Genomic DNA, 22375 nt, shown 5'->3' on the forward strand with positions numbered 1-22375 from the left:
GTTCATTCCCCCGTCTTCTTTGGTAGGCGTCTCGGTGGTTTCGTCACCTTTGACCCATCATTCGTTAATTTTAGCACAAGTCGATTCACGAGTGGCTCGAGTTCGTTTCGCACTTGACGATACACATTCATCGAACCGCCGAACGGGTCGTTGATGTCTCGCTCAAGCCCTGTCACGAATTCGTAGAGCGTGTACGTCCGCTCCGCCAAATCCGGGTATGTATCCCGAATTTGTTCACGGTGCGCACGTGTCATCGTCAAGATGATGTCCGCCCAATTTCCTAACACCTCATCGAACGTCTGGGTGACGTGATCGAGCTCAATCCCACGTTCTCTGAGAACTTGCAGTGCATTTTCAGAAGCATCGAATCCTTGCATCGTCCGTAGACCGGCTGAGCGAATATCAAACTCGTCCCCAGTCATTTTCGAACGGAGCAAGGCCATCGCCATCGGGCTTCGGCACGTGTTGCCACTACATATGAATAATACGCGTTTCATTGACATCGCGTGTCCTCCTCTATGTCTTTAGGCATCTTTCGTCGGGTGAACGACCTTCCCTCCCGCCGCTTTGTACAAGCGGTTGTAAACGGCTAAGGCGACCCCGACCGGTTCAATCTTGTTCACATAAATCTCATCGACGTCCGTTTCATCAAATCGACGAAGGGCATCGTATAAACGTTGCGCCGCCACTTCCATCGAAGTACCGAGGGAATAGGTGACATCAGCCATTGTCGGCTCTTCATCGAATACGAGTGCACCGATCCGCAACCCTGTTTGCTTCCGCTCCTCGATGACACGTTGCAAATCCTGACGTGTGCCATCGACTAAAAAGACGGGCGCCGTTGGGGCATAATGCGTGTATTTCATTCCCGGTGATCGTGGTGCGGCTTTGTCGTCACTCAAATTGGCATCTAAGGCAACCGGTCCGATGACAGCTTCGATTTCTTCTCGCGTCACGCCACCCGGTCGTAAAATCGTCACCGTGTCACCCGTACAATCGATGACGGTTGACTCGACGCCGATTCCAGTTGGTCCTCCATCGACAATCCCCGCAATCCGCCCGGCCAAATCGTCAGCCACATGTTGAGCGGTCGTCGGAGACGGACGCCCGGAACGGTTCGCACTTGGTGCCGCAAGTCCTAAGCCTGACTCGCGAATCAACTCAAGTGCCGCCGAATGATTCGGCATCCGAAGTCCGATGGAATCCAGTCCTGCGGTCACGAGCGATGAGGCTCGGCCGTTTGAAGGCAAGATGACCGTCAAAGCGCCTGGCCAAAACGCATCCATCAAGCGCTTGGCAACAGGAGGAATCGTATCGACAAACAACTTCGTTTGTTCGATTGAAGCGATATGGACGATGAGTGGGTTATCCGACGGTCGGCCCTTCGCCTCAAAAATCTTGCGAATCGCCACATCATTCATGGCGTCCCCTGCGAGACCATAGACCGTTTCTGTCGGCATGGCGATGATTTCACCCGCTTGAAGAAGACGTACCCCCTCTTCAATCTCATTCGATTTAATCCATTTCGTTTCCATACGCAATCCCTTCCCTTACGGCATAGACGATACGGTCCTTGCCGTTTATATCTTTTAAAATACCCGTTTCTGCTTCAGGATAACGTTCAGACAGTAATGATTTCACATCTTGTCCTTGGTTATACCCGATTTCAAACGCAATCAATTGCCAATCGGCACGTAAGACGCGCACTGACTCTGAAATCAGTTGGCGATACATATCGAGCCCATCCGCTCCGCCAAAGAGTGCGAGATGCGGTTCATAACCGACAACCGTTTCATCTAATAGCACGTCTGCCTCGATATATGGTGGGTTCGAGACGAGAATTCGAATCGATTGATCGGCAATCGGGGCGAGCCCGTCTCCTTCATAAAAGAGAACATTCGCACCGAGCGCTTCCGCATTCCGTTTCGCGACCGCAATCGCTTCCGGGGAAATATCGACCGTCTGTACCCGGACACCGAGTTCTACACTGAGCGTGATCGCAATCGCCCCGCTCCCTGTTCCAACATCCACGATTTCATCGTCCGCTACGTGACGAATTTGTCCGAGAAGCCAGTCAATCAACTCTTCTGTTTCCGGTCTTGGGATCAAGACGTCCCGATTCACTTCGAACGAGCGACCATAAAACGGCGCCTGTCCGATCACGTGTTGCACGGGTTCTCCAGTCAATAGACGCTCGATTCCGGCTTCGAACCGTTCCGCTTCATCCGCGGATAGTTCATCCGACAATCGAATGAGGAGACCCGTCCGGTCGACATCGAGCACGTGCATGAGCCACCATTCGGCAGCCGCACGGTCACGCCCGGCCTCTTGAAGCCGCTCTTCTGTCTGCTTGAGTAGCGCGGCGACACGCATCATTCCGCATCCTCCATGAGACGTGCCTGTTCATCCATGATGAGGGCGTCAATGATGTCCTCGAGTTCACCCGCTAATACACGATCTAACTTTTGGAGCGTCAATCCGATACGGTGATCGGTGACACGACTTTGTGGGAAGTTATACGTGCGAATCCGTTCAGAGCGGTCCCCTGTTCCGACAGCAGATTTCCGCTGTGCCGACAGTTCTTCCATATGCTCGCTTTGCATTTTGTCATATAGGCGTGCCCGAAGGACCTTCATCGCCTTGTCTTTGTTTTTATGTTGCGATTTCTCATCCTGACACGAGACGACGAGACCAGACGGGATGTGTGTCAAACGGACAGCGGACTGCGTCGTGTTGACGGACTGTCCCCCTGGACCTGACGATGTGAACGTATCGACACGTACATCTTTCATATCGATGTGCACCTCGACATCTTCCGCTTCAGGTAAGACGGCAACCGTCGCCGTAGACGTATGAATCCGTCCACCTGACTCCGTCGACGGGACGCGTTGTACACGATGCGCGCCGTTCTCAAATTTGAGTTTTGAGTAGGCACCTGCCCCGTTGATCATGAACGTGACTTCTTTGAACCCACCGAGCTCCGTATAGTTCGCGTCAATCAGTTCAACTTTCCAGTTTTGACGCTCGGCGAAGCGCGTGTACATCTTATATAAATCGCCTGCGAAAAGGGCTGCCTCGTCTCCTCCTGCTGCACCCCGGACTTCGACGATGACGTTCTTATCATCGTTCGGGTCTTTCGGAAGCAACAAAATCCGCAACTTCGCTTCTAACTCTTTCACTTCCGGCTCCAAGAGGTTCATCTCTTCTTTAGCAAGCTCGCGCATGTCGGCGTCGAGTGTCCGGTCTTCGAGCATCGCCTTCGCTTCTTTGAACGCCTCGCTCTTCTCTTTATATTGACGATACATCTGTACCGTCTCTTCTAACTGCGCCTGTTCTTTCGAATATTGTCTCAACTTCGTCGAGTCGCTGAGCACTTCTGGGTCGGCGAGCATTTCATTCAATTGCATATAGCGATCTTCTAATACACTTAAACGGTCAAACATGATGATCCGTCCTTTCTCCGTCAAATCAAACTCTATCTATTATAGCAAAAAAACGGACCGCCGAGGGCGGTCCGTCGATTCATCAGTCTGCCACCGTATGGCGGACCGGATGTGGTTTATTCGGTACGTCATGACAATGACGGCATCGCGGTTCGTACGACTCCGAAGCCCCAACCAAGATGACCGGATCTTCATAACGAGCCGGCTGTCCGTCAATCAAGCGCTGCGTCCGTGAAGCCGGTGCACCACAAGACAAGCAGATCGCCTGCAGTTTCGTCACAAACTCTGCACGCGACAACAGCTCAGGCATCATTGTGAACGGTTCACCTCGGAAGTCCATATCGAGCCCGGCGCAGATGACGCGTTTGTCCTCGTTCGCGAGTTGTTCGATGACATCGACGATCCCTTCGTCAAAGAACTGTACCTCATCGATTGCGATGACTTGCGTTTCTTCGCGCACGGCATCGTATAAGTCTTGGCTCGACGCGACGGGTACCGCCACGACCGAGTTGCCCGTATGTGAGACGACGTTCTCTTCATGATACCGGTCGTCGATTGCTGGTTTGAACACTTGGACCGGAATCTTTCCATAGTGAGCGCGGCGGACACGGCGAATCAATTCCTCCGACTTCCCTGAAAACATACTCCCACAAATCACTTCAATCCAACCATATCGGTTCGTCACATGCATCATTGTTCTTCGCCCTCTCCATCGATAATCGCTTTCCGATTATACCTATCTTTCGAGTTGAGGAAAAGGGTTGACTTCTTCCAAATTCTCTTTGAAGTGAATCTGTCCTTTACTCGTCAGCTTTCGCTTCTTTTTGCACATCAATTAATTTCAATTTTCGTGCGAGCGGACGAATCGTAAGACCGTGTAACGTTACGGAAAGGAAGACGAGTCCGAGCGTGAGCGGCAACATTTGCTTCGCATCGTCAATCCCGAGATGCGCGACTTCTTCTGCAAAAAATCCAGCGACCGTCATCGCGACGATTCCACGCGGTGCAATCCAGCCGATAAATCCTCGTTCCGCTAGCGGCAATCCTCCCCCAATCGTTGACAAGTAAATCGCAACCGGACGAACCAAGAAGAGAATCCCGGCAATCGTCAAGAGCAGCGGCCATTGGAAGATATTTAAGAGTTCTGCGCGTGAAAGCGACGCCGTTAATAAGATGAAGACAGACGAAATGAGCAAGATTGAAATGTCTTCTTTAAACGATTGCAGTTCTTCGATAATCTCTTCGTCCCGATGTTTCGTATTGGCCATCGTCATCCCCATCGCCGTCACGGCGAGAAGACCGACTTCATGCATCATGAGTTCGCTGAGCGAGAACAAAATGAGGACGGCCGTCAATGTGACCGAGGCACGCAGGTAACGTGGTACTTTCTCCGCGACAAACCACCCCATGAGGAGATGCCCAAACAAGTACCCGAGTCCGATCCCGACAATACAAGCACCGGCAAACAAGAGCTGCATCCATAAGTCCATTCCTTCATATACGATGTATCCGAGCCGGACGACGAAGAGCCCGAGCAGCGCCCCGACCGGATCGACGATAATTCCCTCCCACTTCAAAATCGCTCCGACACGATCTTTCAAGTGCGCCTGTCGCAATAACGGAATGACGACAGTCGGACCCGTCACAACGAAGAGTGCGCCCATCGTCCACGCGACGACCCAGTGTAGCCCGCCGACATATTGAATGAGTAGCGACATTCCGACGAACGCCAGGGCGACTCCCACCGTGACGATGCGGACGATCGACCGTCGGAATTGATTGATTTCGCTGAAGTGAAGACCGAGACTTCCTTCAAATAAGATGATGGCGACCGCAAACGAGATGATGGGACTATATAAATCCCCTAGTAGTTCACGCGGATCAAACAGCCCAAGAATCGGACCTGCCAACACCCCGGCGAGCGTCATAATGATGATTGCCGGAATTTGATAGCGCCATGCCAACCACTGTGACATGATGCCGACCCCGATTAACAAGCTGATACTGATGAGTATAAGTTCCATAACGGCCCCCTAACGACAGTCTTTTGTCTCTTTACCCGCGTCTATGCAACAAAAAACCGCCAAGGGCAATCCCTAGGCGGTGAGCATACAACTTTACGATTAACGTTGATATTTCTTGTTGAAGCGCTCGATACGACCATCTGCAGATGCGAATTTCTGGCGACCTGTGTAGAACGGGTGCGAATCAGAAGATACATCGACACGGATGAGTGGGTACTCGTTTCCATCTTCCATCGTGATTGTCTCGTTAGAGTAACGAGTTGAACCAGTGATGAATTTGAATTCTGTCGTCGAGTCCATGAATACGACTTTACGGTATTCTGGGTGGATTCCTTGTTTCATTGCTTTTCAACTCCTTCGGCCCTAAGTATTCTTTCAACCTAGAGAAAGTTCACTAGAATATAATATCACCCTACTATAGGATTTACAAGTCTGTTTTCGTTTTTTTCACCGGTCGTCTTTTTTTCTTATCTGCCTCTAACGCAGCGAAAAAGTCTAGGTTCGTTTTCGTCTCACGGACACGGCGTAAGAAGTGTTCGACAAAGTCCGAAGACTCGTTCATCGTGCGGCGAATCGTCCATAGCGAGTCGAGTTCGTCCTTGCCGAGTAACAGCTCTTCTTTCCGCGTCCCCGAACGACGAATATCGATTGCCGGGAAGATACGGCGTTCCGCCAATTTCCGATCTAGGTGGAGTTCCATATTCCCCGTTCCTTTGAATTCCTCATAGATGACGTCATCCATTCGTGAACCGGTATCGACGAGTGCGGTCGCAAGAATCGTCAAGCTACCTCCGTCTTCGATATTACGGGCTGCCCCGAAGAATTTTTTCGGTTTGTGGAACGCTGCCGGGTCAATCCCCCCAGAGAGCGTCCGTCCGCTCGGCGGAACGGATAGGTTATACGCACGCGTCAATCGTGTGATGGAATCAAGTAAGATGACCACGTCTTTTTTATGTTCCACGAGACGCATCGCCCGTTCGAGGACGAGCTCTGAAATGCGCGCATGGTTTTCCGGTGTCTCATCAAACGTCGAGAAGGCCACGTCCGCATCCGGTACAGAACGTTGGATGTCGGTCACTTCCTCCGGTCGCTCATCGATTAAAAGAATGATTAATTCGACGTTCGGATGATTCGTCGTGATCGAGTTCGCAATTTCTTTTAAGAGCGAGGTTTTCCCCGCTTTCGGTGGTGCGACAATCAATCCACGTTGTCCGAATCCGACTGGCGCAATCATATCCATGACACGTACTGAGAGATGTTTCGGCTCTGTCTCGAGCACCATCTGTTGTTCCGGGTAAATCGGCGTGAGCGCTGGGAAGTAATCGCGTGACCGCGTCGAGTCCGTCGACTCCCCGTTGACCGCCTCTACACTCAACAATCCTTGGAATCGTTCGTTCTCTTTCGGTTTGCGGACTTTCCCCGTCACGAGGTCCCCGTTTCGGAGGTTGAAACGACGAATTTGTGAAGCAGCGATGTAAATGTCTTCTGAAGATTGAGAGTAATTGATTGGTCGGAGGAAGCCAAATCCGCCGTCATTTTGCGACTGAGGATTCGGTGGAATGATTTCTAGAATACCTTCGAGGAAGTATAAATCTTTTGATTCGGCCTGAGATTTCAAAATTCGAAACATGAGCTCACGTTTCCGTGCTTCTCGGAAGTTTGGAACTTTGACTTCTTTGGCGATCTCATATAATTCTTTTAACGTCTTCGTCTCGAGTTCACGAAGCGTGTAATTTTTTGTCGGTTCTGTCTGTTGACTCATTCAAGTCACCTATCTTTCTACATTTCATTACAAGAAGTATTCAACTTGATTCTTTTTGTTCTGTCATCATCTAATCACATTTTCTTCGTGTCGTCACCGTGCAAAAAACACCTTTTGTCTAACGGTTTCCCTCTTGTACAAATCCTTACACAATAATAGATGGTTTTGTAACAAAATAAGTACTATATCCACATATTGTTTCATTTCTGTTACAAGAAAACGCTTTTTTGACTTGTGATTGAAAAATGCCATCGGTCTTGCGCATGATATAGTTTATTTGCACAGGAAACCGGGTAATACTCGCAACTTGTGCTCGACTATTAAAATATTACTCGACTTTGTCATATAATAACGATTTGATTTTAAAAACGGAGGGAATTACACAATGTTAAAGCGTATTGCATCTATCGTCGTCGCTGCTACTGTTGCTTTCTCGGGTCTCATGTTCTCAACTGGTGAACAAGCAGAAGCCGCTACTGGCACTTTCGCTTACTCGAAAGTCAATGGCTTGAATATCCGCACTGCCCCGTCACTTACGTCATCGAAAGTTGTCGCGAAGATGGATAAAGGTCAACGCTATACATACCTTGGTAAATCCGGTTCGTTCTATAAAATCAACTACAAAGGTACACACCGTTACATCTCAGCTTCTTCAACGTACACGTACTTGAAGCCGAGAACATCAACTTCAACAACGACGACAGTTTCAACGTCATCGTCAAGCAAACGTGCGAAACTCGTTGCTGAGTCGAAAAAGTACCTCGGTACACCTTACCGTTACGGTGGAACAACGACTGCTGGATTTGACTGCTCAGGTTACACTGGACATGTTTACAAAAAAGCAATCGGCAAAACACTCCCACGTTCTTCACGCCAGCAATATTCAAGCGCGAAGAAAATCTCGAAGTCATCGATTCAAGCTGGTGACCTCGTCTTCTTCTCACATTCAGGTGGGACGATCCAACACGTTGGGATGGCACTTAGCAAAACACAAATGATCAACTCAGAAACAGGCGGCGTGAAATACGCGAGCTTCACTTCTGGATACTGGGCACCACGTTACGTTGGCGCTGGATCATACCTCTAATACAACATCACGACTCGGTTCATTGGAACCGAGTCGTTTTTTATTTTTGTTTCAATGCCCCTCTCGCATTCGTCGCTGCGAAGACAATCATGAGTACACTCATCGTTCCTGCCACTGCGAGTCCAGCCGATAGAGCACCCCAGTCAATCTCCGGTTGGGTCAAGACGGCCCGCATCCCTTCAAAAATGTACGTGGTGGGATTGAATGTCGCTGCCACTTTCAACCACTCTGCCTCAATCAATTCTTTTGGAACGAAAGTCGTCGATAAGAAAATGAGTGGGAAGAACAACAGCGTGCCCGCCTGCGCCGCTTGCGCATTCCGTGTCTTCAATGCAACACCTACGGAATAGCCTGCAAATCCAAGACCGAACCCGATGGCGAGTAATACCGTGAAGAAGAAGCCGACCGCCCCTACCGGAATCGTGAGACCGAGTAAAAATGCGACCGCAAAGATGAGTAGCGTTTGGACAAGTAACTGCAACATCCCCGCAATCATTGGTCCGAGTACGATCGCAGTCCGGGTCGCGGGAGTCAATAATAATCTCGCAAAATATCCACTCTCGATATCACGGACAAGCGCCTGTCCTGTTCCCCCTGCCCCACCGACCGCTCCCGAGACGATTGATACCGGTAAAATGAAGTTCAAGTAGTCACTTCCTTCGAACTGAGGAAGGGACGCCACGCTCGACAGACCGCTCGTGTACACGAGTAAAAAGAAAACAGAGATGATCAAGTTCGGAATAAATGAAAACGGATTTCGGATTGTCGTGACTAAACTCCGTTTCGTGAATAACCACGTCTCAGTCCACACGAAGCTCGCCCCCTTCATAAGATTCGCCCGTCACTTGTAAGAATACGTCATCAAGCGACGGTTGTTTCACCGTCAAACGTTCAGGTTGTAGCCCTTGTTCATCTAACGCCCGAACGATTTCGGTCAGCGTCACATCACGCAGTTCGAACGATACATGGTTCCCGTTCGCCGTCGTCTGAAAGAGCGCGGCGGCAGTCGTCGCATCTGACTCGTTCGAGAAATCCATCGCAATCGTCTCACCGCCGACGAGTTGTTTCAGCTCCTCTGCCGTTCCTTCACTGACAATCTTCCCGTGATTGATGATGGCGATTCGGTCAGCCAATTCATCCGCTTCTTCTAAGTACTGGGTTGTCAAAAAAATCGTCGTCCCAAACTCTTGGTTCAGTCTGCGCACTTCATTCCATATTTCAATCCGACTCGCCGGATCGAGACCCGTCGTCGGCTCATCTAAAAACAAGACGGTCGGGCGATGGACGAGCGTAAGGGCTAAGTCAAGACGTCGCCGCATCCCCCCAGAATACGTGCCACTCCGTCGATCTGCGGCATCTGTCAGGGACACGACTTCTAACAACTCATCCGCACGACGACGCGCCTCCTCGTTTGACATCTTAAACAATCGCCCTTGTAAGACGAGCAACTCACGCCCCGTCAGCACTTTATCGATCCCGGTTTCCTGTAAAGCGACCCCAATCGACAGGCGGACGTCTTTTTCTTGTTTGACGACATCGAATCCGTTGACTCTTGCCACTCCGGATGTCGGACGCACGAGCGTCGTCAACATTTGCACCGTCGTCGATTTACCGGCGCCGTTCGGTCCTAAAAATGCAAAAATCTCTCCTTCTTTCACGGAGAACGAAACATCGTTCACCGCCGGAACATCTTTAAATGTCTTCACGAGTCCTTCCACTTCGATCATCACACCCACCTCCTGACTATCCATTCCCGTTTTCACCACAAAAAAGTCGCGGACGTTTACACATCCGCGACTCCATGTTATTCAGGTTTCATGACCATTTTCGGTTTTTTCGTGAGGGAATGATTCCCTTCTACGAAGCGTACAGTACCAGACTTGGCACGCATGACAACGGAATGTGTCTGCCCACCTTGCGACGTGAATTGGACACCACGTAACAATTCACCGTCCGTGACACCTGTCGCCGCAAAGATACAATCCTCACCTTTTACTAAGTCATTAAGGAGAAGAATCCGATCCGTGTCTTCGATGCCCATGTCATGGCAACGTTGTTTTTGTGCCTCGTCTTCCGGGAGCAGACGTCCTTGGAAGTCTCCACCGAGACACTTCATCGCGACAGCGGCGATGACGCCTTCCGGTGCCCCGCCTGAACCGAGTAGCAAGTCGACACCTGTTTTCGGGAAAGCCGTGTTAATGGCTGCGGCGACATCTCCGTCTGGAATCAACTTGATTCGCGCTCCAGTCGCCCGGACCCGCTGAATGATTTCTTCGTGTCGGTCCCGATGTAAGATCGTCACAACGACATCTTCCACGTTTTTCTTCTTCGCCTTCGCCACAATCTCGATGTTCTCTTCAATCGAGTTGTCGAGACTGACGAGACCAGCCGCTTCCGGTCCGACCGCGATTTTTTCCATGTACATGTCCGGTGCGTGAAGGAGGTCTCCCGCGTCGGCGACTGCTAGAACAGCGAGCGCTCCCCACGTTCCGGTTGCCACGATGTTCGTCCCTTCTAACGGGTCGACCGCGACATCGAGACGTGAGCCATAGCCGTTCCCGACCTTTTCTCCGATGTAGAGCATCGGGGCCTCATCCATTTCGCCTTCTCCGATGACGACAATCCCCTTCATCGGAATCGTATCAAAGACGTCACGCATTGCCGTCGTTGCTGCATCATCTGCCTCGACCTTCAAACCGCGACCCATCCAACGGGCTGAAGCAAGTGCCGCTGCTTCTGTGACCCGGACCAGTTCCATCGATAAACTTCGTTCCACCCGAAATCTCCCCTTTATGCCTCGGTGTGATCTTCCACCCAAATGAGCGCACCGAGTTGTTTTAATTTGCCGACAAAGTCGACGTATGAATCATTCAATCGTTCTGCATGAAGTAACGTCGATTCTCCAGACGCCTGAAGTGCTGATAAGACGAGTGCTGCGGCACTTCGTGCATCTGTACATTCCATTTCTGCGTTTGCGAGTTGATTTCCTCCGCGAATGACCGCCGAGGAATCTTCTAGCGTGATTTGCGCGTTCATTCGGCGCATCTCGGCGATATGTCGGAATCGTTGAGAATACAGTTTGTCCGTGACAACGCTCGTCCCGTCTGCCTTCAACAAAGCCGCTGACATGATCGGCTGCAAGTCACTCGGATATCCTGAATAATGGAACACGCGAATGTCTGTCGGCAAGGATTGATTGGCGGTCACCGTCACCGACTCCTCGCCAACTTCCACTTCCGCACCATAATCCAATAGTTTTTGGATGACTCCTTCAAGGTGAGTCGAAATGACCGGTTGCACGGTCACACTCCCCGACACCGCGCCGAACATCATGAACGTTCCTGCCTCGAGGCGATCGGGGATTAACGTATGCGTACACCCATGCAAACGTTCGACTCCTTTGATACGAATCTCATCGGTACCCGCTCCACTCACGTGTGCGCCCATTGATGTGAGCATCGTTGCCACATCGACGACTTCAGGGTCACAGGCCGCATTTTCGATGACCGTCGTGCCTTTCGCCAAGACCGCCGCAAGCATCGCACTCACAGTTGCCCCAAACGACCGTAAGTCTAAGTAAATCCGATTCCCGACGAGTTCTTCGACCCGGACGTGATAGAGACCGGATTCATTCTCTACATGAATGCCGAGACGTTCCAACGCTTTCAAGTGTAAATCAATCGGCCGTGGACCAATCGCATATCCCCCAGGTAGCCCGACCGCTCCTTTTCCGAATCGAGCGGCGAAGACACCGAGTAAATAGACAGCGGCACGAACTTTCCGCGTCTCCGAACCGAGGAGAGGCATGGCGACCGCTTCATTCGAATGAATGGTCATCCGTTCGCCTTCACGCTCGACCCGAACCCCTAACTCTCTCAACAAGTTGACCATCACTTCTACATCTTCAATCATCGGGACGTTTTCAATCGTCACCGATTCTTCGGTAAGAAGTGCAGCCACTAGACAAGGGAGGGCGCTTTGTTTCGCTCCGCTAATTTCGACGGTTCCTTCTAATTTTTGCTGCCCAACGATATGGAGAATTTCCACGCTGATCAAAACCTTTCTACGACGGACTTATTTGGATTGAGCGTTGTTCCAATCCGCTAAAAACTGCTCAATGCCTTTGTCTGTGAGCGGATGTTTCATCATCTGTTCGATGACTTTGTAAGGGACTGTCGCAATGTCAGCCCCGAGGAGTGCGGCTTTCGTCGCGTGAACCGGATGACGTACCGATGCCGCAATGATTTCTGTCTCGATGCCATGAATCGCAAAGATGTTGGCAATCGTCTCGATGAGATCGAGTCCATCTTGACCGATGTCATCCAAACGGCCGATGAATGGAGAAACATATGAAGCGCCGGCACGTGCCGCGAGCAACGCTTGGTTTGCGTTAAAGATGAGCGTCACGTTCGTTTTGATCCCGAGCTCTTTAAACTGCTTGACCGCTTCCATCCCCGCTGGTGTCATCGGTACCTTTACCGTAATATTCGGCGCGATGGCAGCAAGTTCCTTTCCTTCTTCCACCATACCCTCTGCATCCAGTGCAATAACTTCCGCGCTGACTGAGAGATCCCCGACGATCTCACAGATTTCACGAAGTCTTGTATGGAAGTCGACACCTTCTTTCGCGACGAGCGACGGATTCGTCGTCACGCCCCCGATGACGCCCATCTGATGAGCTTGTTTGATGTCTTGCACATTTGCTGTGTCAATGAAAAAACGCATATGTGTCTCCTCCTCAATTTGTGATCGCTTACAATCTCTATTATGAGGAAAGTCATGTCGAATTGCTATACCCTTTACGTCAACGCCGCGATCAAGAGCATGGATGCTGCGATGAGTACAATCCCTATCACCGTTCCAATCGCGGTCCATTTCCGAATTTTCGCCTGCTTCTTATAATATGCCTCATGAGGACCTTCCAGTTGGCGGTCCGCACCGTATGTCTCAATCCATGCTTCGGCAGCAGCCGTTTCATCCTCGGCAATGTTTCCCGTATAGCGGAACGGAATCAATTCGTTCGGTCGATTGAACAGTTCAAATCGCTCTTGACGTGTCGCAATGTTCGCTCCAATCCAATGTAACCATTTAGGTGTATAAAATAGCGGTGTTTCTCGCTCGTGAAAATAAGAAATCCATCGCTCGAACTGATGCACATCACGCATATCAAACAAGATTTCCACCGATTCATTCGCTGTCAAAATGGCAAGCATCGGACAGAGCTCAATCGTCGGTCTCCCGATTGGAATGGTCGGGGACGGTTGGGTTTTGCGAACGATTGCCGGGAAGAACACGACCCGTTCAATCTTCTCTAGTGGGATCGATTGCTCAATCGACTCCTCTGCTTCAACTCGCCATGTTCTTCCAAATAAGTCGGTCGATGTGACCTCATAATGAGAACGGTGTCGCTCTTTCCACAATAACTGACGAAACGTCAGAATGAACCAATACACCCCAAACCCTCCTAATGCCACAATCACTAAGAGCGGGATGAGGTAAGGTTGTGGATTGTACCAAATCAACGCGAGCGGTGCGACCATGATTGCAAACGATAGGCTGATCAACATGAGAATCGCCACGATATAAAAAATCCACCAAAACAGTTCTGTCTTTCGCTCTGTATAACTCATTGAATCCCTCCTCTGACTCATGATTACGGGTTTCACCGAAAGAAAGTTTCAAAAAAAGCCGACTCTTCGAAAAGAGTCGGCTTGGTAAGACAGGATTATGCTTGGTTGCTAGAACCAAACTCACGCATTTTGCCAGTTACGACGTTGTAGATCGCTTCGATCCCAGGTCCGATAACTTTACGTGGGTCATATACTTTCGAGTCAGCGTCAAGCTTCTCACGTACCGCACGAGTCCACTCTTGTTGGCACTCAGTGTTAACGTTGATTTTGCTGTGTCCGAGCTCGATTGCTTTTTTAACTTGGTGCTCAGGAATTCCTGATCCGCCGTGAAGAACGAGTGGAGTTTGTGTCGCTTTCGCAATTTCTTCCATCTCTTTGAAGCCAAGCTTCGGCTCACCTTGGTATGGTCCGTGTACAGAACCGAGTGCTGCAGCAAGTGCATCTACTTTCGCTTCTTTAACTACACGTACACACTCTTCGAGGTCAGCGTATTGTACGCCACCGATGACGCCGTCTTCTTCGCCGCCAACTGTACCGACTTCTGCCTCAACAGAAGCGCCTTTAGCGTGCGCGTACTCGACAACTTGTTTCGTCATTTCGACGTTTTCGTCGATCGGGTGGTGTGAACCGTCGATCATGACTGATGTGAATCCAGCGTCAATCGCTGCTTTACACTTGTCGAATGAAGAACCGTGGTCAAGGTGGATTGCAACTGGAACAGTGATGTTGTAGTCGTGCATGAGACCTTCAACCATTTTGACAACTGTTGTGAAGCCACCCATGTACTTCGCTGCACCTTCTGATACACCGAGGATTACTGGTGATTTCTCGTCTTCCGCAGCGCGAAGAATCGCTTGCGTCCACTCGAGGTTGTTGATGTTGAATTGGCCTACTGCATACTTGCCTTCGAATGCTTTGTTAAGCATTTCTGTCATTGATACTAATGGCATAATGACATCCTCCTGTCTGTTCGCTATTATACACGTTTGGGAAAAGTTCCCCCGTGCAATTCGTTCCCATTATAACACACCGTAAAACATGTGCCTATGCTATTCGGGCATAGAAATGGCTTAGCGCAAGCGTTTACATATGTCATCTTGGTGACGAAACGTCAAATTTTCAAGACTTCCTTCACTTTTTCAATCATTCCGTATATATCAAACGGCTTCTCAAATTGCGCAGTAATTCCGAGACGACGCACCTCGTCAATAACCGTTTCTTCTCCGAACGCCGTCATGATCATGACAGGTGTCTCTAGTTCCTGTTCTCTCATCCGACGCAATACTTCGTGACCGAACATACGGGGCATGTTCATATCGAGAAGTACTAAATCGTATTGCTCTCGCTCTAAAAACTCCCAGGCTTTGATGCCGTCTTGCGCAGTGTCCACGTCAACCCCCATGTTCGTGAACACTTGTGCGAGCATCGTACGAATTCCGTCCTGGTCATCTGCAATCAACATCCGTGACATGTATGTCCCTTCTTTCATTCATCATTTTCCATAATCAAGCAATTCAACCATACCAAACTCGTCTCTTTTTCGCGATGCTTATCTTTTGAAATCAAGGGAACATTGGCTCGGATTCATCTTCTTGCTGTTCTTCTTTCAACTGTGCAGGTACTTCTAGCGCGTTCACGCGTTCATAATCGGTCACTTCAGGAGCTTCCTCTTTGACATACACTTTCAAAAAGTCTCCTTCTGCTAATAATGAGGGAGTCGCAATGGCGAGCGGTCGCTTCTTCCCATCTTCATCGTAGCCGATGAGATCGTACCGATATCCGTGCGATGTCTGTGTCGCCACTTCCGCGCTCGGGACCTTGACATAATACACATCGGCTAACAGACGATCCAGATTGACATAACGCCAGCCTACTATGAATAGAACGCCGATTAATAAGACGGCGATGAGCTTTCGTATCATAAACAGTTCTCCTTCAACGTGAGAGTGACTACTTATGAGATATACCGTTATTCCGAAGTCATGAAACCATTCCACAAAAAGAGGTTCATCCTGTTCAGAATGAACCTCTCGTGTGACGCGTTGGATATTATGATTCGACAGTCACTGGAACGACTGCGATTTCAATCTCTTTCTCGACCTCTTCACGTTCCTCTTTCAAACGCTCATCTGACCACTTGAAGACATCGGCCATACAGCGAAGGACACCGTCTTTGTATTGACGGACGAAGTCGATATCAAAGAACATTGCGCCCGTGCGGCGAATTAAGAAGTCGATGGCACGAACGACTGATTCTTCTTCGATTCCGTAAACCAATTGCGCATAGACGATTTCAGGAAGGTCATATGCGTTCGCATCCATCCGTTCGATGACACGATCGATATTCGATCCGTATAGACGAACGAGTTCTTCCGCATGATTTGCGTCTAAGCCATGATTTTGAAGTTCTTTTGTTTTCTTCTCAAGGAAGTCTTTGAAGCCTTTCGAACCGCCGACGTGACCACCTGACATCGGCATATGCTTCGTCCGGCTAGCCAAATAGACGACACCGTCTTCTTCTTTCAACAGTTTTGCGACGAGGTCGACGACCGTTTCCGACATCTTGCGATACCCTGTCAATTTACCTCCGGCAATCGTGATCAAGCCGCTGTCTGACTGCCAAATTTCGTCCTTACGTGAAATTTCAGAAGGGTCTTTTCCTTCTTCGTAAATCAACGGACGAATACCTGCCCAGCTTGATTCCACATCATCCGCTGTGACATGGACGTCTGGGAACATATAGTGAATGGCTTCTAAAATATAATCGCGGTCTTCCGTCGTCATGCGTGGATGCGCTTTGTTTTTATCGAAGAACGTATCCGTCGTTCCGACGTATGCTTTGTTTCCGCGTGGAATCGCAAAGACCATGCGACCGTCCGGTGTATCGAAATAAATCGCTTGTTTGAGCGGGAATTTCGACTGGTCGATAACCAAGTGAATTCCTTTTGTCAGGCGAAGTTGCTTCCCTTTTTTCGAGTTATCTTCTTCTCGTAACTCGTCGACCCATGGTCCGGTCGCATTGATGACTTTTTTCGCATAGACGTCATACGTCGACCCGTCAATCTGGTCTTCGACGTGTACACCGGCCACTTTGCCGTTTTCATAAATCAATCCTGTCACTTTGGCGTAGTTCATGAGAAGTGCACCATGATTCGCTGCTTCTTTCGCCACTTCAATCGTCAATCGTGCATCATCTGTGCGGTACTCGACGTAGTAACCGCCTCCTACCAGATCATCTTTTTTCACGAGCGGTGCCTTTTTGATGACCTCATTTGGTTTGAGCATCATGCGACGTTCTGCACGTTTTACACCTGCGAGGAAGTCGTATACCATCAGTCCGATCGATGTTGAGAAGGGACCGAACGTACCTCCCTTGTGCATCGGTAAGAGCATTTGTTCCGGTGTCGTGACGTGTGGACCATTCTCATATACGATCGCACGCTCTTTCCCGACTTCTGCGACGAGCGCCACTTCGAATTGTTTCAAATAGCGGAGTCCCCCGTGAACAAGTTTCGTCGAACGACTTGATGTCCCCGCCGCAAAGTCTTGCATCTCGAGGACAGCTGTCTTCATCCCACGCGACGACGCATCGAGCGCAATCCCCGCTCCGGTAATCCCTCCACCGACAACAAGAACGTCATGACGTTCACTTGTCAGTTGCTCATATCGTTTCGCTCGTTCTTTCGCTGAGAAATTTCTGATTTCCATCTTATTCCCTCCTATAGTAAGTACGGTTCAATGAATAGAAAAAGAGACCACAACAAAAACAAGGCTTCCCCCTTCTGTTGTGGTCTCTCTATTGTCTCGAACCGAATATCAACTTTTCTCCTGTATTATACCCTATTCTTTTGAGTTCAATCATCTCTTACGCTTGAGTAACCTGTAATGTGTTCATTCACAAGCATCCGACTCGCATTTTTGAGTCGAGAAGCTTAGACTTCAAGGTATCATGTCGAAGGAGGATTTCAGATGAAACGTATGTTACAACCTTTTCAGTTCAAAAATGGCGTCGAAGTACCGAACCGCCTCGTATTGGCACCGATGACACATTACTCATCAGAGCCAACGGGCGAAGTATCCGAGCATGAGCTCGCCTACTATCGGAAGCGGGCGCAAAACGTCGGGCTCGCCATCACGGCTTGCGCCTACGTGACAGAAGACGGGAAAGGGTTCCCGAACGCATTCGGGGTCAATGACGACAAATTCATCCCGGGTCTCCGTCAATTGGCGGAAAGTTTAAAAGCGGAAGGCGCAAAAGCCATCCTTCAAATTTTCCACGCAGGACGGATGTCACCACCTGAACTCGTCCCGAACGAACAACCTGTCAGCGCAAGTGCCGTCGCACCTGTCCGCGAAGGAGCCGCTACACCACGTGCCCTCGAGACGTCAGAAGTCGAAGCCATCATCGAGGCGTTCGGCGAAGCGACGCGTCGCGCTATCGAAGCCGGATTTGACGGAGTCGAGATTCACGGGGCGAATACCTACTTGATTCAACAATTCTTCTCACCGCACTCGAATCGCCGTGAAGATCGCTTCGGCGGTGATGTCCATGGACGTTTGACGTTCCCACGCGAAGTCATTCGCCGTGTCAAAGAAGCAGCCGCAGATGCAGAAGACTTCCTCGTCGGCTATCGCTTCTCACCAGAAGAAATCGAAGAGCCAGGCATCACGCTCGACGACACGGATGTGTTGCTCGATATGATTTTAGAAGAAGGCGTCGATTATATTCACGCGTCTCTCTGGAACTTCAATACGGCTTCCATGCGTGACGAGAACGTTACGGAACGTTCGATTGACCGCATCGCCAAACGCATCAACGGTGCCATCCCGCTCATCGGAGTCGGGCAACTTCAGCGTCCGGCGCAAGTCGAAGACGCACTCGAGGTCGTCGACCTTGCCGCACTCGGTCGCGAACTCATCATCGACCCGGAATGGCTTGAAAAAGTGAAATCGGACCGCGAAGACGAGATTGAGACAGAACTCGACTTGAACAAACAAGCCGAACTCGCTGTTCCCGCTCCACTCTGGAACGCCATCACGACTCGTGCCGGTTGGTTCCCGATTAAAGATCAAGAAGTGAAATAACACAAAGCACCGCGGACTTTTTATCCGCGGTGCTTTTGCGTAATCCATTCTTCCCGTAACATACCCATCCGAATCGAATCGTAGCGCTTCTCGTTCACGACACGCACTTGACGAATTCGACCTTCCAGTTGCATGCCTACTTTTTCAGCGACCCGCATCATCCGTTCATTTCCTGACCATGTCGTCAAGCCGACACGGACGACTGGTAACGTCTCAAATAAATGTTCTGTCCATAGACGAAGGGCACGCGTCCCGACACCACGATTCCAGCGGTCGGACTGATGCAAGATGATGCCCATCTCGAGCCACTCTCGTCCGGCATCCTCAAAATAATAAGAAACAGTCCCATATACGGTTCCATCCACTTCAATGACCCACATGTCATCTTTTTGGATGAGCGACTGCTCGATTTGCTGAAACTCTTCGTAGGACATCGCCTTGTGTTCAAAGTAAGGGGCGTCCCATTGTTTCCACTCCGGTGTCGCATCCCGATAAATCAATTCCCATAGTCGTGATAAGTCTTGTTCTTCAATCGGTCGAATGACCACTTCATTGTCTTGTCGCATCTTGTCTTCCTTTCTATAGATCGTCCTTACCTTATTCTTGCGTCCCGTTCGAATCCCCTTTTTTTCGCTTACGCCAGATGAACGCAAGAATCAAGACGATCAAACTCGCCATGACGGAAGCGATCGCAATTGGACTCGAATCGGTCATAAACAATTGTCCGATGGAGACAGAATAGGCAAGCCCGAACGACGTGACGAGTTTTGCACCGAACGCGATGCCCGCGAAACGCGGGAACGGCACGCGACTGAATCCGGCCGCAAGACAGATCACCTCGTCCGGCAAAATCGGAATGATGAATAAGACGAGCAAAATGCCAAGACCATACTTCTCGACATATCGGTCGTACGTCTTCAACTTCTCCTCATCGACCCAGCGGATGATTCGCTCACGACCGAACCTGGCCAACCCATACATGACAAAGATACCAAGCGTAGTCGAAATACTTCCGACTAAAGCTGCTCGAAACGGTCCGAGCGCTACACTTCCAATCGGCACACTAACCGCTTCCGGGACCGGTAAGGTAATCGGCTGTAAAAAGCTGAATGCCGCGAACACCCAGACCGCCTGTCGTTCATATTGTTCTAATAGACGATCTAATCCATATGTGTCATAGAGAACAAGTCCGAACGAGACGTAATAGACGAGAACGAAAATCAAGAAGAGAGAAAACGTAATTTTCCACATCTGCTTCAGGATGACGTTCGAGCCGTCCCGAATCGCCCGCAATAGCCCGACCGAGAGGGCTAGTAAGACAATGCCCGTCCACCCGAGCTGGTAGGGTAATAGGAGGGAAGGCAAGACGATGAACGGCAACAGACTGAGCGCCACAAGCCCCAATCCGTATCCAAGATAAATCGAATGTCGTTCTTTCATGAGCCATCACCCTCTCCCCGTTCTACTTCTAGTGTACCCAGAAAGTGAAGGGGATGTATCCTGCCAAGGGCACCTTCCCTCTCATGCTTTTGATGTAGAAAAAGCCACGATCCGCAATGGACCGTGGCTTTCAATCACTTATTCTCCAAGTGATGCTTGGATGAAGTCATGGAATAGACGTTGTGGACGTTCTGGACGCGAAATCAATTCTGGGTGGAACTGTGATGCTACGAACCACTTGTGTTCTGGGATCTCAATGATTTCTACGAGACGACCGTCCGGGCTCGTACCTGAGAACTTAAAGCCTTCTGCTTCAAACGCTTCACGGTACTCGTTGTTGAACTCGTAACGGTGACGGTGACGCTCGTATACGAGCTCTTGATCGTATGCGGCGTGCGCGTTCGTCCCTTTTTCGAGTTTACATGGATAAAGTCCGAGACGGAGTGTGCCGCCGAGGTCTTCGATGTCCTTTTGCTCTGGAAGAAGGTCGATGATTGGATACGGTGTCGATGGATCGATTTCAGCCGTATGGGCACCGTCCAACTTCAAGACGTTACGGGCAAACTCGACCGTCGCGAGTTGCATCCCGAGACAGATTCCGAAGAATGGTACGTTGTTTTCACGAGCGAAACGTGTCGCTTCGATTTTCCCTTCGATCCCACGCTCACCGAACCCACCAGGAACGAGGATACCATCAGCATCGCCGAGGATGTCTGAGACATTTTCAGCTGTCACGTCTTCTGCGTTGATCCAGTCGATGTCGATGTCCGCATTGAATGCATAACCCGCATGCTTGAGCGCCTCTGCGACTGAGATATACGCATCACGCAACTCGACATATTTCCCGACGAGTGCGATTTTCACTTTCTTCTCAAGGTGTGTGACCGTGTGAACGAGCTCTTTCCAAGCCGTCATGTCGGCAGCCGGTGTGTTGAAACCGAAGTAGTCGTTGACGAGTTGGTCCATTCCTTGTTTTTGGAGGTTGAGTGGTACTTCGTAAAGTGTCGACGCATCTTGTGCTTCGATGACCGCCTCTTTACGCGTATCACAGAAGAGTGCGATTTTCTCACGCATGTCTTCCGGGATATCGTGCTCTGTACGGAGAACGATGATGTCTGGCTGAATCCCGTAGCTGCGAAGCTCTTTGACGCTGTGTTGTGTCGGTTTCGTCTTCATCTCACCTGCCGCACGAAGGTAAGGAACGAGCGTACAGTGAACGTACATGACGTTCTCTTTTCCGATGTCATTTTTTACTTGGCGAATGGCTTCGATGAACGGAAGAGATTCGATATCTCCGACTGTTCCACCAATCTCTGTAATGACGACATCAGCGTTCGTCTCACGTCCTGCACGGAAGACACGGTCTTTGATTTCATTCGTGATATGCGGAATGACCTGAACCGTTCCACCGTTATAGTCTCCACGACGCTCTTTTTTCAAGACAGTCGAATAAATGCGACCTGATGTGACGTTCGCGTTTTGCGACAAGTTAATATCGATGAAACGCTCATAGTGTCCAAGGTCAAGGTCAGTCTCAGCGCCATCATCTGTGACGAATACTTCTCCGTGTTGATACGGGCTCATCGTACCTGGGTCAATATTGATGTATGGGTCAAACTTTTGAATCGTGACGTTGAGTCCTCGATTTTTGAGTAGACGCGCGAGTGAAGCTGCCGTGATCCCTTTACCGAGCGAAGATACTACCCCGCCTGTTACGAAAATGTACTTTGTCATGTTTCTTTCTCCTCTCTTGAATACCAACCATCGGGAAACGAAAAAACAAAAAAAGCAAAAGTGCCCCCGAAAATGGAGGACACTTTTGCTGCATCGTTACGTGCTAAACTAGCCCATGACTAATTTACGCCAGAGACGATACAGTCGTCAAGATATTATTTTTTCTTTTT

At 49.9% G+C, this 22375-nt stretch carries 23 protein-coding genes; 2 read left to right on the forward strand and 21 right to left on the reverse strand.

The window, feature by feature from the left end; genetic code table 11:
- Positions 1 to 2: 2 nt before the first annotated feature.
- From KNP62_RS07085 to rho, 8 genes are all read right to left on the reverse strand, one after another.
- Positions 3 to 503 (reverse strand): low molecular weight protein arginine phosphatase, encoded by a 501-nt coding sequence (locus KNP62_RS07085; protein ID WP_214694549.1) that lies wholly within the window; start codon positions 501 to 503, stop codon positions 3 to 5.
- 21 nt (positions 504 to 524) lie between these two features.
- On the reverse strand, positions 525 to 1535 hold the full coding sequence (locus KNP62_RS07090; RefSeq protein ID WP_214784809.1) for an L-threonylcarbamoyladenylate synthase: 1011 nt from the start codon (positions 1533 to 1535) through the stop codon (positions 525 to 527).
- Positions 1516 to 2376 (reverse strand): peptide chain release factor N(5)-glutamine methyltransferase, encoded by an 861-nt coding sequence (prmC, locus tag KNP62_RS07095; RefSeq protein ID WP_445236753.1) that lies wholly within the window; start codon positions 2374 to 2376, stop codon positions 1516 to 1518. Before prmC ends, KNP62_RS07090 begins: the two co-directional genes overlap by 20 nt.
- Positions 2373 to 3443: a peptide chain release factor 1 gene (gene prfA, locus KNP62_RS07100; protein ID WP_074036532.1), complete on the reverse strand. Its 1071-nt coding sequence runs from the start codon at positions 3441 to 3443 to the stop codon at positions 2373 to 2375. Before prfA ends, prmC begins: the two co-directional genes overlap by 4 nt.
- Positions 3444 to 3525: 82 nt before the next feature.
- Positions 3526 to 4137, reverse strand: a complete 612-nt coding sequence (locus tag KNP62_RS07105; RefSeq protein ID WP_214744592.1) for a thymidine kinase — start codon at positions 4135 to 4137, stop codon at positions 3526 to 3528.
- A gap of 106 nt (positions 4138 to 4243) precedes the next feature.
- A complete protein-coding gene (locus KNP62_RS07110) occupies positions 4244 to 5467 on the reverse strand; it encodes a cation:proton antiporter (RefSeq protein WP_214784811.1) in 1224 nt (407 codons plus the stop codon).
- A 99-nt stretch (positions 5468 to 5566) separates the two neighbouring features.
- Positions 5567 to 5809 carry a type B 50S ribosomal protein L31 gene (locus KNP62_RS07115; protein WP_012727387.1) on the reverse strand — a complete coding sequence of 81 codons (243 nt, stop codon included), beginning with the start codon at positions 5807 to 5809 and terminating at the stop codon, positions 5567 to 5569.
- An 82-nt stretch (positions 5810 to 5891) separates the two neighbouring features.
- Entirely contained in the window at positions 5892 to 7229 is a 1338-nt protein-coding gene (gene rho / locus KNP62_RS07120; RefSeq protein WP_214784813.1) for a transcription termination factor Rho, read from the reverse strand.
- A 385-nt stretch (positions 7230 to 7614) separates the two neighbouring features.
- Here rho and KNP62_RS07125 point away from each other — a divergent pair, with 385 nt between their 5' ends.
- Positions 7615 to 8316 (forward strand): C40 family peptidase, encoded by a 702-nt coding sequence (locus KNP62_RS07125; RefSeq protein ID WP_074035842.1) that lies wholly within the window; start codon positions 7615 to 7617, stop codon positions 8314 to 8316.
- A 40-nt stretch (positions 8317 to 8356) separates the two neighbouring features.
- Here the strand turns inward: KNP62_RS07125 and KNP62_RS07130 are convergent, their stop codons facing one another.
- The 10 genes from KNP62_RS07130 to KNP62_RS07175 form a co-directional block, all read right to left on the reverse strand.
- The gene (locus KNP62_RS07130) at positions 8357 to 9127 is read right to left on the reverse strand and encodes an ABC transporter permease (protein WP_012727390.1); all 771 of its coding nucleotides are present in this window, start codon (positions 9125 to 9127) and stop codon (positions 8357 to 8359) included.
- The gene (locus tag KNP62_RS07135; protein WP_214784815.1) at positions 9117 to 10043 is read right to left on the reverse strand and encodes an ATP-binding cassette domain-containing protein; all 927 of its coding nucleotides are present in this window, start codon (positions 10041 to 10043) and stop codon (positions 9117 to 9119) included. The genes KNP62_RS07130 and KNP62_RS07135 overlap by 11 nt, the downstream gene beginning before the upstream one ends.
- A gap of 77 nt (positions 10044 to 10120) precedes the next feature.
- Complete coding sequence (gene glpX / locus KNP62_RS07140; RefSeq protein ID WP_074035838.1) at positions 10121 to 11092, reverse strand: class II fructose-bisphosphatase; 972 nt, start codon at positions 11090 to 11092, stop codon at positions 10121 to 10123.
- Positions 11093 to 11106: 14 nt separating this feature from the next.
- Complete coding sequence (murA, locus tag KNP62_RS07145) at positions 11107 to 12363, reverse strand: UDP-N-acetylglucosamine 1-carboxyvinyltransferase (protein ID WP_214784817.1); 1257 nt, start codon at positions 12361 to 12363, stop codon at positions 11107 to 11109.
- Between the two features lie 27 nt (positions 12364 to 12390).
- Complete coding sequence (gene fsa, locus KNP62_RS07150) at positions 12391 to 13041, reverse strand: fructose-6-phosphate aldolase (protein ID WP_214784819.1); 651 nt, start codon at positions 13039 to 13041, stop codon at positions 12391 to 12393.
- Between the two features lie 74 nt (positions 13042 to 13115).
- On the reverse strand, positions 13116 to 13946 hold the full coding sequence (locus KNP62_RS07155) for a hypothetical protein (protein WP_214784821.1): 831 nt from the start codon (positions 13944 to 13946) through the stop codon (positions 13116 to 13118).
- Between the two features lie 95 nt (positions 13947 to 14041).
- Complete coding sequence (gene fba / locus KNP62_RS07160) at positions 14042 to 14896, reverse strand: class II fructose-1,6-bisphosphate aldolase (RefSeq protein WP_214694578.1); 855 nt, start codon at positions 14894 to 14896, stop codon at positions 14042 to 14044.
- Positions 14897 to 15057: 161 nt separating this feature from the next.
- Positions 15058 to 15417, reverse strand: a complete 360-nt coding sequence (locus KNP62_RS07165; protein WP_074035830.1) for a response regulator — start codon at positions 15415 to 15417, stop codon at positions 15058 to 15060.
- A gap of 91 nt (positions 15418 to 15508) precedes the next feature.
- Complete coding sequence (locus KNP62_RS07170; protein ID WP_214784823.1) at positions 15509 to 15868, reverse strand: DUF1093 domain-containing protein; 360 nt, start codon at positions 15866 to 15868, stop codon at positions 15509 to 15511.
- A 127-nt stretch (positions 15869 to 15995) separates the two neighbouring features.
- Complete coding sequence (locus KNP62_RS07175) at positions 15996 to 17654, reverse strand: glycerol-3-phosphate dehydrogenase/oxidase (RefSeq protein ID WP_214784825.1); 1659 nt, start codon at positions 17652 to 17654, stop codon at positions 15996 to 15998.
- Between the two features lie 261 nt (positions 17655 to 17915).
- On the opposite strand from KNP62_RS07175, the gene KNP62_RS07180 reads away from it, so the two are divergent.
- Positions 17916 to 19031, forward strand: a complete 1116-nt coding sequence (locus KNP62_RS07180; protein WP_214784827.1) for an NADH-dependent flavin oxidoreductase — start codon at positions 17916 to 17918, stop codon at positions 19029 to 19031.
- Between the two features lie 20 nt (positions 19032 to 19051).
- Here the strand turns inward: KNP62_RS07180 and KNP62_RS07185 are convergent, their stop codons facing one another.
- The 3 genes from KNP62_RS07185 to KNP62_RS07195 form a co-directional block, all read right to left on the reverse strand.
- Positions 19052 to 19597 (reverse strand): GNAT family N-acetyltransferase, encoded by a 546-nt coding sequence (locus KNP62_RS07185; protein WP_214784829.1) that lies wholly within the window; start codon positions 19595 to 19597, stop codon positions 19052 to 19054.
- Positions 19598 to 19628: 31 nt separating this feature from the next.
- Positions 19629 to 20471, reverse strand: a complete 843-nt coding sequence (locus KNP62_RS07190) for a TVP38/TMEM64 family protein (protein ID WP_214784831.1) — start codon at positions 20469 to 20471, stop codon at positions 19629 to 19631.
- 138 nt (positions 20472 to 20609) lie between these two features.
- Positions 20610 to 22205 carry a CTP synthase gene (locus KNP62_RS07195; protein WP_031422194.1) on the reverse strand — a complete coding sequence of 532 codons (1596 nt, stop codon included), beginning with the start codon at positions 22203 to 22205 and terminating at the stop codon, positions 20610 to 20612.
- Positions 22206 to 22375: the final 170 nt, after the last annotated feature.

Origin of the sequence: Exiguobacterium sp. s183 (assembly GCF_018617655.1) — a bacterium.
Taxonomy (GTDB): Bacteria; Bacillota; Bacilli; order Exiguobacteriales; family Exiguobacteriaceae; genus Exiguobacterium; species Exiguobacterium aestuarii_A.

Bases quoted from the DNA above. Each gene is read 5' to 3' on its own strand.
- KNP62_RS07085 (WP_214694549.1), bottom strand. From the start codon at position 503: ATGTCAATGAAACGCGTATTATTCATATGTAGTGGCAACACGTGCCGA.
- KNP62_RS07090 (WP_214784809.1), bottom strand. From the start codon at position 1,535: ATGGAAACGAAATGGATTAAATCGAATGAGATTGAAGAGGGGGTACGT.
- prmC (WP_445236753.1), bottom strand. From the start codon at position 2,376: ATGATGCGTGTCGCCGCGCTACTCAAGCAGACAGAAGAGCGGCTTCAA.
- prfA (WP_074036532.1), bottom strand. From the start codon at position 3,443: ATGTTTGACCGTTTAAGTGTATTAGAAGATCGCTATATGCAATTGAAT.
- KNP62_RS07105 (WP_214744592.1), bottom strand. From the start codon at position 4,137: ATGATGCATGTGACGAACCGATATGGTTGGATTGAAGTGATTTGTGGG.
- KNP62_RS07110 (WP_214784811.1), bottom strand. From the start codon at position 5,467: ATGGAACTTATACTCATCAGTATCAGCTTGTTAATCGGGGTCGGCATC.
- KNP62_RS07115 (WP_012727387.1), bottom strand. From the start codon at position 5,809: ATGAAACAAGGAATCCACCCAGAATACCGTAAAGTCGTATTCATGGAC.
- rho (WP_214784813.1), bottom strand. From the start codon at position 7,229: ATGAGTCAACAGACAGAACCGACAAAAAATTACACGCTTCGTGAACTC.
- KNP62_RS07125 (WP_074035842.1), top strand. From the start codon at position 7,615: ATGTTAAAGCGTATTGCATCTATCGTCGTCGCTGCTACTGTTGCTTTC.
- KNP62_RS07135 (WP_214784815.1), bottom strand. From the start codon at position 10,043: ATGATCGAAGTGGAAGGACTCGTGAAGACATTTAAAGATGTTCCGGCG.
- fsa (WP_214784819.1), bottom strand. From the start codon at position 13,041: ATGCGTTTTTTCATTGACACAGCAAATGTGCAAGACATCAAACAAGCT.
- KNP62_RS07155 (WP_214784821.1), bottom strand. From the start codon at position 13,946: ATGAGTTATACAGAGCGAAAGACAGAACTGTTTTGGTGGATTTTTTAT.
- fba (WP_214694578.1), bottom strand. From the start codon at position 14,896: ATGCCATTAGTATCAATGACAGAAATGCTTAACAAAGCATTCGAAGGC.
- KNP62_RS07165 (WP_074035830.1), bottom strand. From the start codon at position 15,417: ATGTCACGGATGTTGATTGCAGATGACCAGGACGGAATTCGTACGATG.
- KNP62_RS07170 (WP_214784823.1), bottom strand. From the start codon at position 15,868: ATGATACGAAAGCTCATCGCCGTCTTATTAATCGGCGTTCTATTCATA.
- KNP62_RS07175 (WP_214784825.1), bottom strand. From the start codon at position 17,654: ATGGAAATCAGAAATTTCTCAGCGAAAGAACGAGCGAAACGATATGAG.
- KNP62_RS07180 (WP_214784827.1), top strand. From the start codon at position 17,916: ATGAAACGTATGTTACAACCTTTTCAGTTCAAAAATGGCGTCGAAGTA.
- KNP62_RS07185 (WP_214784829.1), bottom strand. From the start codon at position 19,597: ATGCGACAAGACAATGAAGTGGTCATTCGACCGATTGAAGAACAAGAC.
- KNP62_RS07190 (WP_214784831.1), bottom strand. From the start codon at position 20,471: ATGAAAGAACGACATTCGATTTATCTTGGATACGGATTGGGGCTTGTG.
- KNP62_RS07195 (WP_031422194.1), bottom strand. From the start codon at position 22,205: ATGACAAAGTACATTTTCGTAACAGGCGGGGTAGTATCTTCGCTCGGT.